The sequence below is a fragment of the Streptomyces sp. NPDC060027 genome, assembly GCF_042737005.1.
GTDB lineage: Bacteria > Actinomycetota > Actinomycetes > Streptomycetales > Streptomycetaceae > Streptomyces.
This window is the reverse complement of sequence record NZ_JBHWVI010000098.1, coordinates 18,447-30,121: the sequence shown is the minus strand read 5'-3', so window position 1 is coordinate 30,121 and position 11,675 is coordinate 18,447. Positions and strand designations below refer to the sequence as shown.

The following is an 11,675-nucleotide window of genomic DNA, read 5'->3' as shown; positions in this document are numbered from 1 at the left end:
AAAACTTGTGGTTCGGGGGGGCTCGTTTTTTTTTAAAACCCACCGTTTTAACCCCCCCCCCAGTCGTGCGCGGGGGGGGGCAACCCCCCCCCCCGGCTCTCTTCTCTCCCCAAGTCCTGCGCGGTCAGCCGCTGTGGTGACCGGAGTGCTCGGTCTCGGTTCCCCCACCACCACTTCCTCCCGAGTGGTGCGAGACCCCCTCCTCCAAGGTCCCGCCGAGCTGACCGCGCAGCGTCGTGACCATCTTCTGGTCCCCGACGGCGACCCACTTGGCGCCGACGAGGTACGACCCGCCGTAGTCCTTGGCCCCGTTGAGCCACTCGCGCTGGCCGCGGTCCGTGGCGAAGGTCGCCAGGATGAACTTGCCGGCGTTGATCTTGCAGACGCCCTGGCGGATCTCGTCCGCGTCGGTCTGGATGTCCGGCCGGCACTTCACCTCTGCCGCCAGGTCCTCCAGGCTGCCGGTCGCCGTGGCCGGGACGGTCTCCTTCGCTCCCGCGCCCTTGTCGTCCGAGCCGCCGCCGCAGCCGGTCAGTGCCAGCAGGGCGGCCACGGCCGCTCCGGCCAGAAGCTTCTCGCGTGTCAACCTCATACGTTCCTCCGGTACCTGTCGGCGTTCACGCCGAGGAGAGCCCCGGCGAGGGCTCTGCCTTCGATACGGCTCCCGGCGGCCCCGTGCTCAATCGGCCGCCCTTCCGGGCGGTGAACCCGATACCGCAAGGGGTACAGCTGTGCGAGGGTGTCACCCGTGAACGAAGACTGGGAAGAGCGTACGGCGGCGGCCTGGGCCACCTTCGACGACTACGAGGAAGAGCGGGCGGCGGACTTCCGGGCGGTGATCGGCACCCTGGTGGCCGAGCTGCCCGCGGACAGCCCCCTCGGCCCCTTCCAGCAGGCCTGCGCCTGGGACTCGACGGGCCACTCCGACAACGCCGTACCGCTGTACCGGGAGGCACTGGCCCTCGGCCTGAGCGGATACAACGGCCGACGCGCGAAGATCCAGCTCTCCAGTTCGCTGCGGAACATCGGACAGGCGGACGAGGGCGTCAAGCTCCTCACCCCCGAACTGGACGGCCCCTCCGACGAGTTGGACGACGCGGTGCGGGCCTGTCTGGCGCTCTGCCTCGCCGACCTCGGCCGCGAACGCGAGGGCCTGTCCCTGGTGATCGGTGCGCTGGCCCCCCATCTGCCGCGCTACCAGCGGTCGATGGCGAACTACGCGCGCCTGCTCGTGGAGCCCGGGGACCCGGAGGACTAGGGGCTCGGTGACCATCCACCGATTCGCTCGTTCTGCTGAACGTGCAGTCACAGGATGTAGCCCCGCGCCACGCAGTCTCCTCCGGAGCGGTCGTCGATGTCGAGCAGGCCGAGGCCGCGCTCGTCGAGCACTACCCGCGACTGGTCCGGCTGGCCTATCTGGTGCTTCCGCCGAGCCTCGGCCGCAACCGCCGGGTACTGACCGCGCACGCCCTCACCCAGCGCGCGCTGCCGCGCGGCCGCGCTTCGGGCGACGCGTCGGTCATTCCGGCGCAGCAGAGCGGCGGCGGCCGCGACGGCGACCCGGGCTACGCCTTCGTACGCCTGCGGGTGGTGCGTACGGCACTGGAGGCGGGGCTGCCGCTGAAGCGGCGGGCGTGGCCCAAGCGGTCCCAGCTGCCGCCCCTCCTCCCCCATGTGTGGGGCCTGCGGCTCTTCCCGCGCTCGGGCGGGGCCGAGGAACTGGCCCTGGACCAGCGGCTGTCCGCGCTGTCGGGGCCGGCCCGTGCCGCGTACGTGCTGCGCGGCCTGGAGAAGCTGTCCGACGCGAACCTGCGCGGGATGCTGGCCGCGGCGGGCGTCGCGGACCCGGCCGCGGCGCTGAAGGAGGCCTCGGGCGTCGAGCCGCGGGACGCGCTGCTCGGCTCCCCCGAGTTCGACCCCTGTTCGCTGCACGCCCGGCCCACCGACCTGATGCGGCGCAGGCAGCACATGAAGGCCGCCCTCGCCGCCACCGCCGCCGTGGCCGTCTGCGGCGCGCTGCTCGGGCTGCCGGGCGACGGCTGGGGCCCGGACGGCGCCGCGGCTCCCTCCTACGCGCAGAACCCGGCCGCCGAGGCCGCCCTCGACCCCGCCAGGCTGGAGCGGGTCGCGGCGGCGGCCTGGGAGTCCTCCGCGCGCACCGACTTCTCCGTGTGGCCGGCCCGCGGCGGCCTCGTCGAGGACACCGCGCTGCTGCGCCGCGCGCTCGCCGTCTGGGCCAGGCCCGGCGAGTCCGTGCAGGTCTCGGCGACTCCCGGCACACCTTCCGGCGCCCCGCCCGGCCCGCCCCAGCTGCTGTACGCGGGCGAGGTCGACCAGGCGCGGGTGGTGCTGCTCTACGACGGTCTGCGCATCGCGCGCTACGCCGAGCCGCGGGACGGCACGGGCGGCGCGGCCCTCGACTTCGCGCGGGTCGACGGGGCGAGCGGGGCCGAGGCGAGCGCGGTGGTGCTGGGCCGGGCCGACGGCAACGTCCGCTACCTGACGGCCCCCTGGGTGAAGCAGGCCGCCGAGCGCGACCTGCTGAAGCCCTCCGCCGGGGCGATGGACCTCACCCTGTCCGCGGACGGCGCCACCTCCCCGCTGGCCGGTCCGCCGCAGACCGGCGCGTGCACCTCGTGGAACGTGCTCCAGATCAAGGACGGTTCCGGCACGCATCTGCTGACCGACCTCGGCGAGCTGGCCCCGGCCCACCTCACCTCGGGCCGGCCCGCCGCGCCCCGGGAGGCGTCGGGCGCCCAGGACCTGCGGGGGTGGGCACCGTTCGCGTGCTCCCTCGCCTCCGTGCGCTCGGGGGGCGTGCGGTCCGTGAACGCCTGGCAGTACGCGCGGCAGCCGCTGCCCGACGCGAGCGGATCGGCGGAGTGGGTGTGCACCCGCGCCGACACCTGGCGGGGCGGCGGCACCCGGGTGCTGGCCCAGTTCCGCACCTCGGGCGGGACGTACGGGGCGGTCGCCGCGAAGGCCGAGAACTCCCCGGCGTGCGGCTCCCGCGACCCGCACGTACTGGCCGGTGTGCTGTGGAAGTCGGGGGCGGGGGCCTGGTATCTCCTCGCGGCCGGCAGCAAGGACACGGCGTCGGTCGACGCGACGGGCGGGGTGCGCGGGTCGGCGGAGGGTTCCCAGCTCGCCGTACGGACGAAGCAGGGGGCGCAGGCCGAGTTGAAGGGGACCCTGGAGGACGGCCGGGGCATCACCGGGCTGCGCTGAGCCCGGTACCCCTCCCTGCCCCGGCCGCCGCCGTCACGCGGATTGCTGACACAGCTGTAAATAAGTAGGCGCACGGGGGTTCTCCGTGCGCCTACCCGTCAGTACATTGACGCCATGTCTAACACGCAGGCCCGGCTGCCCCTGCCGGTCGAGTCCGAGTGGACGGCGCTCAAGGCGCGGAAGGTGTCGTTCTCGTGGGAGGACACGCCGCTGCACTGGGTGCCGGACGATCCGTTCGCCACGCACGCCATCAATGTGCTGCATCTGCTGCTGCCGGCCGGCGAGCGCTGGTTCGTGCACGTGTACCAGCAGGTACTCCCCCTCATCCGCGACGAGCGGCTGCGCGCGGACGTCATCGGGTTCATCGGGCAGGAGGCGATGCACTCGCAGGCGCACGACGAGGTGCTGCCGCATCTCAAGGAGCTGGGGCTGGACCCGACGCCGTACACCGCACAGGTCGACTGGCTCTTCGAGAAGCTGCTCGGCGACCGGACGCTGCCCCCGGGCAAGGCGCGGAAGTGGTGGCTGCTGGAGCGGGTCGCCCTGATCGCGGCGATCGAGCACTACACCGCGTTCCTCGGCGACTGGGTCCTGAACGCCGAGGAGCTGGACCGGCGGGGCGCCGATCCGACCATGCTGGACCTGCTGCGCTGGCACGGCGCGGAGGAGGTCGAGCACCGCTCGGTGGCCTTCGAGCTGTTCCTGCACGTCGACGGCAGCTACCGGCGGCGCGCGCGGACCTGGGCGACCGCGTTCACCGCGCTCGTCTTCCTGTGGCAGCGCGGTGCCCGGTTCTTCATGGAGAACGACCCCACCCTGGCGAACGGCCGGGCGAGCTTCAAGGACTTCTACATCGGCGGGAAACGGGGCGTACTGCCGTCCACCGGGGCCATGCTCAAGTCCATCCCCCGCTATCTCAGCCGCACGTATCACCCCTCGCAGGAGGGCTCCACCGAGCAGGCGGTCGCGTATCTGGCCTCCTCCCCGGCCGCGACGGCGGCCTCGGTCGCCGGGAAGGACGCTGGTGCCGCGTGATGCCCAAGGTGCGGACCGTCGTGGCCGTCGCGGGTGCGGCGCTGATCGTCCGGCGTGCGCTGCGCCGCCGGATCGGGGCGTCACCGCTGTGGCCGCTGCCCGCCCTGGAGAACCCGGTCTCCGGCCGGCCCCGCTCGCGGGCCCTGCGACTGCTGGTCGCCCGGCACGAGCGGGTCGCCGACGGCGTCGTCCAACTGCGCCTGGAGGGTGCGGACCTGCTGCCCTGGGAGCCGGGGGCCCATCTCGATCTGGTGCTGCCGTCGGGGCTCGTCAGGCAGTACTCGCTGTGCGGCGACCCGGAGGACACCTCCTCGTACACGGTCGCGACCCGGCTGGTCGAGGACGGGCGGGGCGGATCGCGCGAGGTGCACGAACGACTCCGGGAGGGCATGGAGGTCGAGGTGCGCGGACCGCGCAATCGCTTCCCGCTCGTGGACGCTCCGGCGTACCTCTTCGTCGTGGGCGGGATAGGGATCACCCCGGTCCTGCCGATGCTGCGCAGCATGCGGGAGGGCGCGGACTGGCGGCTGCTGTACGGCGGCCGGACGCGCGCCTCGATGCCGTTCCTGGAGGAGATCGAGAAGCTGGACCGCACGAAGGTCACCGTCGTCGCGGAGGACGAGGACGGGCTGCCGGACCTGGACGCGCTGTTCGCGGACCTCCCCCGGGGAGCGGTGGTCTACTGCTGCGGTCCGGACGGGCTGACGGCGGCGGTCGAGGCCCGGATTCCGGAGGGCGGCGCGCTGCACCTGGAGCGGTTCACGGCCCGTGCGTCCGGCGAAGGCGACACCGCCTTCGAGGTCGAACTGCGGCGCAGCGGACGCACGGTGACCGTGCCCGCCGGCTCGTCGGTCCTCACGGCGGTCCGCGCGGAACTCCCGGACACGCTCTACTCCTGTGAGCAGGGATTCTGCGGGACCTGCCAACAGCGGGTGCTGGAGGGTGAGATCGAGCACCGGGACGAGCTGCTGACGGACGCGGAGCGTGACGACTCGATGCTGATCTGTGTCTCGCGTACGCGGGGTGGGAGAATCGTGCTGGACATGTGAACGTCCCCGGCCCGGACCGGCCCGTTCCGGTCCGGATCCGATCGGTAAGGTGTTCGCATGACAACCGGGGTACGCCGCAGGATGGGTGTCGAGGAGCGACGGCAGCAGTTGATCGGCGTCGCCCTCGAACTGTTCAGCCGACGCTCGCCCGACGAGGTCTCCATCGACGAGATAGCGTCGACCGCGGGCATCTCTCGACCGCTCGTGTACCACTACTTTCCGGGCAAACTCAGTCTGTACGAGGCGGCGTTGCAGCGCGCCGCCGACGATCTCGCGGGCCGGTTCGTGGAGTCCCGCGAAGGGCCACTGGGGGCACGGCTGCTGCGGGTGATGCGCCGGTTCTTCGACTTCGTGGACGACCACGGGCCCGGTTTCGCCGCGTTGATGCGGGGCGGCCCGGCCGTCGGCTCGTCCACCACCAACGCCCTCGTCGACGCCGTACGGCAGGCCGCGTACCTCCAGATACTGTCCCATCTGGACGTCGAGAACCCGCCCGCGCGACTGGAGCTGATGATCCGCTCCTGGATCTCGCTCGTCGAGTCGACCGCGCTGATCTGGCTGGGCGGCCGGCGGATTCCGCGCGGCGAGCTGGAGGTCCAGCTCGTGCACGACTTCGCGGCCCTGGCGGCGGTCAGCGCCGCCTACGACACGGAGGTCGCCGAACTGCTGCGCAGGGGGCTCAAGAACGAGCCGGGCGACGGGCCGTTCACCGACCTCGTCGTCCGGCTGCTCGCGCTGGCCTCGCCGCCCGCGCCCTAGATAGGGGCGCGGGAGCCCTTACGGGCCGGGCTCGCCGGGAGACTTCGTTCTCCGGTCTGGGGACTACGCCTCGAACTTGCGGTACGACGGGTCGAGGTCGCGCACCTCGACGGAGACGTGGAGCGTGACCCCGTCGGTGGGCTCGATGTGCCCCCGCAGCAGCTCCAGCGTGGCCTCGGTCAGCCTCGCCTTGGTCTCCTCGCTGCGGCCCGCCAGCAGGGCGATGCCGACATGGACGATGGCGGGACCTCCCGTGCCCGTGGCCACCACGTCTCCCACCACCTCGTACTCGCTCCGCAGGGTGCGCATCTTGCACGCCTCCAGCCGCGCTGCCGCGATCTCGACGATCACGGGGTGCAGCGCGAGCGCGAACGCACCCCAGTCGACGTGGTCGAGGGCCGGGGAGGTCTCGACGGTGATCTGTGGCATGGGCACTCCTGTTCCGGGGAAGGTCCCGATCACCCTAGCCGCAGCACCCGCACGACGACGGGGGCGGCCCCGGACACCCGTCGTGCTCAGGGTGTCCGGGGCCGCCCCCACCGGGTCGGGCCGCTGTCACGGGGTCGCCGTCACGGGGTCCGGGTGAACACCGCCACGGTGCGGGCCGGAACGGTGAAGGAGCCCGTGTCCTTCGCGTAGGACGAGGACTTGACGACAGAGTCCGCGCCCGACGCCTGCACCGGGTGCAGCGCGTACGCCTTCCCGGCCAGGGAGCCGACGGTCTGCTCCTGCTTCTCGGGGGTCGCGTTGAAGACGATCACGAGGTCGCCGAGGCGCGCCGTGATCACTCCGGGGGTCTCGTCCTTCCCCGACAGCGGGAAGGAGAGCGTGGACTGCACCTGGCCGGCCGTGGAGAGCGAGAAGACCTTCTCGCCCGTACGGATCCGCTGCAGGTCCTGGTACGCGGCCGAGGCGCCGTCGATCTGGCCGCAGCCCACCTTGACGGTCGTCAACAGCGGTGTGGCGTAGGGCCACTTGGAGGCGTTGTCGGTGGCCGGCGGCAGCCCGCGCCCGAATCCGTTGCCGTCCTGGCAGTTCCAGTGGATGGCGTTGAACCAGTCACCGCTGTCGAAGGAGTTGCGGTCCAGGGACTTGGAGCGCAGCAGGTCGGAGCCGGCCTGGGAGAGGGACGGTCCCTGCGAGAGGGTGGCCGTCGCCATCGCCAGAACCTGCATCCGGGCCCGGTCCGCCGCGCCGGTCGTCGCGGGCAGTTTGAACGTCAGCGCGTCGTACAGCGACTCGTTGTCGTGGGCGTCGGCGTAGGCGAGCGCGTCGCCGGGAGCGTCCGCGTAGCCGGCCGGCTGACCGTTGTAGTCGACCTCGGAGCCCTTGACCTCCTTGCCCGCGGAGTCGGTGAAGCTGAACCCGGCCAGGTTTCCGGTCAGGCCGACCTTGATGAGGTCCTGGTAGTGCAGCAGGCGGGCCTTCTGCTCGGCCGGAGTGCCGTTGGCGGTCGAGGAGTTGGGGTCGGTGTACAGGCCCGAGCCGAAGCCCTGGACGCCGGGGTCGGAGTCGAAGGGACCGCCACCGCGGACGGCGTCACGGGCCCGGTCGGAGAAGGTCGCGATCCCGGTCCCGGCCATGTTCTTCTGGGTGGCCTGGACGAACCGGGCGTCGTCGGCGACCTCGCCGAAGTTCCAGCCCTCGCCGTACAGGATGATCTTCTTGCCGTCGACGCCGTCCTTCGCGAGGGTGAGCGCGTCGAGGGCCTTCCTGACCGCGAGGATGTTGGCCTTGGGGTGGTGTCCCATGAGGTCGAAGCGGAAGCCGTCGACCTTGTACTCCTTGGCCCAGGTGACGATCGAGTCGACGACCAGCTTGCCCATCATGGCGTTCTCGGTGGCCGTGTTGGCGCAGCAGGTGGAGTTGGCGACACTGCCGTCGGCGAGGAGCCGCTGGTAGTAGCCGGGGACGATCCGGTCGAGGACGCTGGTGTCGGCCTGACCGCTCGCGGCGGTGTGGTTGTAGACCACGTCCATGACGACCCGCAGGCCGTCCTCGTTCAGGGACTTGACCATGTCGCGGAACTCGACCGTGCGCCGGGTGCCGTCGGGGTCCGTGGCGTAGGAACCCTCGGGGACCGTGTAGTGGTACGGGTCGTAGCCCCAGTTGTAGGCGTCCTTGGCGGCCGTCTTCGCCACGCACTCCTGCTGCTTCTGGGAGTCGGCGGCGTAGGAGGCGAGATCGCAGTCGGTGGTCTGCTGGTCCGCCTTCCTCTCGGGGATGGTGGCGATGTCGAACGCGGGCAGCAGGTGCACGTACGAGGTGCCGGACGCGGCCAGCTTCCTCAGGTGCTTCGAGCCGTCGCTGCTCCGGTCGGTGAAGGCGCGGTAGGTGCCCTTGTCCTTCGCGGGGACGGTCTTGTCCGCCACCGAGAAGTCACGGATGTGCAGTTCCTGGATCTGCGCGTCCTTCAGCGGCACGGCCTTGGGCTTCTTCAGCGCGGACCAGCCGGACGGGGCGAGGGACTTGGCGTCCAGGTCGACGACCAGGCTGCGCTTGGAGTCGGTGGTCAGGGCCACCGAGTACGGGTCGGTGACCTTGTTGGTGACGACCTTCCGGACGGTCGGCGCCCACACCTTCACGACGTAGCGGTAGGGCTTGTTCGTCCAGGACCGCTTGCCCGTGACGGACCAGACGCCGGTGGCGCTGTCGCGCTTCATGGCGACGGTGGAGCCGTCGAGGTCGAGGCCGACCGACTGCGCGGTCGGGGCCCACACCGAGAGGGTGGGGACACGGTCGTGGAAGACCGGCCCGAGGTGGGCCTTCGTCGCGGGGTACAGGTCGTCGAGGGCGCCGGCGATCTGCACGCCGGTCGCCGCGAGCACGGCGCCGTTCGCGGCCCGCTGCGAGGCGACGAGCTGGCCGCCGAGCGCCTGGCGCACCCGGTCGCGGTCGCGTGGGTCGACGGACCAGGCGGTGTACGCCTTCAGGTGCGGGAACTTCGCCTTCTGGGCGTCGGTGAGGGTGGTCTTGCCCAGTCGCAGCCAACGCTCGTCGTCGCTGGTCAGCGCGCCGTCCTTAACGGCGATCGAGCCGTCGCGGGAGGACAGGAGCTGGGTGGAGACAGCGGCCTCGGAGCCGTTCCAGGCGACCGTGTTCCGGTCGATCCAGACCGCCTTGGAGGTGGTCAGGTCGAGGGCGGCCGCGCTGCCCACGGGCTGCGGCAGCAGGTACTTCTCCTGGCCGTTCAGCAGCCACACCTCATGGCCGTTGGCCGTCAGGTCCAGCGACTGGTCGGTGGGCAGGTCCTTGTCGTCGCCCTTGTGGAGGATGTAGCTGAGGCTGGTGGCACCCTCGGCGAGCGGCACCTCGTAGACGGCGCCGTAGGCGTCGGTCCGAACCGGCTCCAGGGGCTTCGTCCAGTCCGTGGGCGTCGCGGCCCCGGTCCAGGTGTGCAGACCCCAGCCGGTGTAGTCGCCGTCGGCGCGGTGGTAGTGGAGGACCGCCTTGGTCCTGTCCTGGGCGGGCGGGTCGGGCCGCTCGGTGAGGACGGCTTCCTTGCCCTGCTCGAGCCAGACCTCGCCCGTCTTGGTCACGTCGATGGTGCGGTCGGCGGAGACGTCCTTGTTGCCGTCCTTGTCGATGACCAGGAAGCCCACGCCGGAGGCGCCGGGCTTCAGCTTCACGTAGGCGAAGGCGCCGTAGGCGTCCCGGCCGATGAAGTCGTGGCCGGCCGGCCAGGTCGTGGACTCGCCGTCGGCGATGTCGCCCCAGGCGTACACGCGCCAGTCGGTGTAGTCGCCGTCGGTGCGCTTGTAGTGGACGACCGCGTAGTCGCGCGAGGAGGCCGCCGGGATCTCCTCGGCGGGCGGGGTGCCCGTGGTCGAGGCGGCCGTCGCGCTCGCCGTGCGTCCGGCCGAGTCGATCACGACGGCCTTGTAGCGCAGGGCGGTTCCGGCGGGCACGTCCTCGCCGATGACCTGGGTGACCTTGTAGGGGGCGTGGTCGGCGGAGCCGAGCGTGCGCCAGGTGCCGTTGCCGACCTGGGCGGCGAAGACGACGCGGTTCAGCTGTCCACCGTCGACGTCCCCGGAGAGCTCGACGGTGCCGGTGGCACCCGCGGCGGGGGCCTTCAGCGTCAGCGTCGGCTTGGAGGCGGGGGCGGCGAGCCGGCCCGCGGCCTTGAGGACGATCGCCGATCCGGCCGGGACGGTGACGTCGACCTTCTTGTCGGAGTCGCTCTTCACGGAGGACGAGGTCCCGTACACGGCGCGGAAGTTCATGTTCGCCGAGCCCGTCGCGAACGTCGCCTTCTTCGCCTCGTCGGCGTTGTTCACGGCGACGACGTACTCGGTGCCGGTCTTCGCGTCCGTACGGGAGAAGGCGTACACACCGGCGCCGTCCGCCGCGTACCGCTCGGTCTGGATCCCGTCCGTGAGGGCGGGGTTGTCCTTGCGGAGCTTGGAGAGAGCGCTGATCTGCTTGTAAAGCGGTGCGCTCGTGTCGTAGGCGTCGCTCGCGTGGGTGCGGGCGGTGCCGATCTCGTCGTCGTCGAGGTAGTCGGCGACCTTGGAGGCGAACATCGTCTGGCGGGCGTCCTTGTCACCGCCGGAGCCGGTGAAGCCCTGCTCGTCGCCGTAGTAGACGACGGGGTTGCCGCGGCTGAGGAACATCAGCTCGTTGGCGAGCTCGTCCTTCTTCAGCAGTTCGGCGTCGGTCGCCTTGGGGTTGTCCTGGTTCAGGAAGTACCCGATGCGGCCCATGTCGTGGTTGCCGAGGAAGGTGACCTGCTCGTAGGCGTTGGCCTTGTCGGTCGTGTACTTGTAGTCGTCGCCGAAGACGGACGCCAGCTTCTGCGCGCTGCCGCCCTGCGAGGCGTACGAGCGGGCCGCGTCCTGGAAGGGGAAGTCGAGGGTGGCGTCGAGGCGGCCCTGGGTGACGTACGGCGAGGTGATCGACGTGTCGGCGGAGTAGACCTCGCCGAACATGAAGAAGTTCTTGCGCCCGTGCTTGGCGGCGTACGCGTCGAGGGCGGTCGCCCACTGCGTCCAGAACTCCATGTTCACGTGCTTCACGGTGTCGATCCGGAAGCCGTCGATGCCGAAGTCCCGGACCCACTTCTCGTAGATCTTCTCCATGCCGCTGACCACTTCGGGACGCTCGGTCCACAGGTCGTCGAGGCCGGAGAAGTCGCCGTACGTGGTGGACTCGCCGGCGTAGGTGGAGTCACCGCGGTTGGTGTACATCGTCGTGTCGTTGAGCCAAGACGGCACCTTGGCGTTCTTCTTCGCGGCGGGCACCGTCGGCGTACGGGGGAAGGAGTCGGCGTCCACCGACGGGAACCCGTGGCGGCCGTCCGCGTAGTCCGCGTCGTCGAACGGCTTCCCGTCCTTGGTCAGATACGGGAAGGCGCCCTTGGAGAGGTAGCCGTAGGACTTCTCCTCGTAGTCGACGACATCGGCCGTGTGGTTGGTGATGACGTCGAAGAAGACCTTCATGCCCTTGGCGTGGGCCTTGGAGATCAGGGTCTCCAGGTCCTTGTTGCTGCCGAAGTGCGGGTCGACCCGGGTGAAGTCGGTGATCCAGTAGCCGTGGTACCCGGCCGAGGCGTCCTTGCCGGTGCCCTGGACGGGCTGGTTCTTGAAGATCGGCGCCATCCAG

At 71.0% G+C, this 11,675-nt stretch carries 8 protein-coding genes; 5 read left to right on the top strand and 3 right to left on the bottom strand.

Features of this window, described 5'->3' with window-relative positions; genetic code table 11:
• Positions 1 to 124 precede the first annotated feature (124 nt).
• On the bottom strand, positions 125 to 592 hold the full coding sequence (locus ACFWBT_RS23525; RefSeq protein ID WP_385703513.1) for a hypothetical protein: 468 nt from the start codon (positions 590 to 592) through the stop codon (positions 125 to 127).
• Between the two features lie 156 nt (positions 593 to 748).
• Here ACFWBT_RS23525 and ACFWBT_RS23520 point away from each other — a divergent pair, with 156 nt between their 5' ends.
• From ACFWBT_RS23520 to ACFWBT_RS23500, 5 genes are all read left to right on the top strand, one after another.
• A complete protein-coding gene (locus ACFWBT_RS23520; RefSeq protein WP_385703511.1) occupies positions 749 to 1,258 on the top strand; it encodes a tetratricopeptide repeat protein in 510 nt (169 codons plus the stop codon).
• A gap of 41 nt (positions 1,259 to 1,299) precedes the next feature.
• Positions 1,300 to 3,228 carry a hypothetical protein gene (locus ACFWBT_RS23515; protein ID WP_385703509.1) on the top strand — a complete coding sequence of 643 codons (1,929 nt, stop codon included), beginning with the start codon at positions 1,300 to 1,302 and terminating at the stop codon, positions 3,226 to 3,228.
• 114 nt (positions 3,229 to 3,342) lie between these two features.
• A complete protein-coding gene (locus tag ACFWBT_RS23510; protein ID WP_385703506.1) occupies positions 3,343 to 4,263 on the top strand; it encodes a metal-dependent hydrolase in 921 nt (306 codons plus the stop codon).
• Positions 4,263 to 5,312 carry a PDR/VanB family oxidoreductase gene (locus ACFWBT_RS23505; protein ID WP_385703518.1) on the top strand — a complete coding sequence of 350 codons (1,050 nt, stop codon included), beginning with the start codon at positions 4,263 to 4,265 and terminating at the stop codon, positions 5,310 to 5,312. The genes ACFWBT_RS23510 and ACFWBT_RS23505 overlap by 1 nt, the downstream gene beginning before the upstream one ends.
• A gap of 57 nt (positions 5,313 to 5,369) precedes the next feature.
• Positions 5,370 to 6,071 (top strand): TetR/AcrR family transcriptional regulator, encoded by a 702-nt coding sequence (locus ACFWBT_RS23500; RefSeq protein WP_385703504.1) that lies wholly within the window; start codon positions 5,370 to 5,372, stop codon positions 6,069 to 6,071.
• A 63-nt stretch (positions 6,072 to 6,134) separates the two neighbouring features.
• On the opposite strand, the gene ACFWBT_RS23495 is transcribed toward ACFWBT_RS23500, so the two are convergent.
• Both ACFWBT_RS23495 and pulA read right to left on the bottom strand, forming a co-directional pair.
• Positions 6,135 to 6,500 (bottom strand): 5-carboxymethyl-2-hydroxymuconate Delta-isomerase, encoded by a 366-nt coding sequence (locus ACFWBT_RS23495; RefSeq protein WP_385703501.1) that lies wholly within the window; start codon positions 6,498 to 6,500, stop codon positions 6,135 to 6,137.
• Positions 6,501 to 6,640: 140 nt separating this feature from the next.
• A partial coding sequence (gene pulA / locus ACFWBT_RS23490) for a pullulanase-type alpha-1,6-glucosidase (RefSeq protein ID WP_385703498.1) occupies positions 6,641 to 11,675 on the bottom strand: 5,035 nt, incomplete at its 5' end.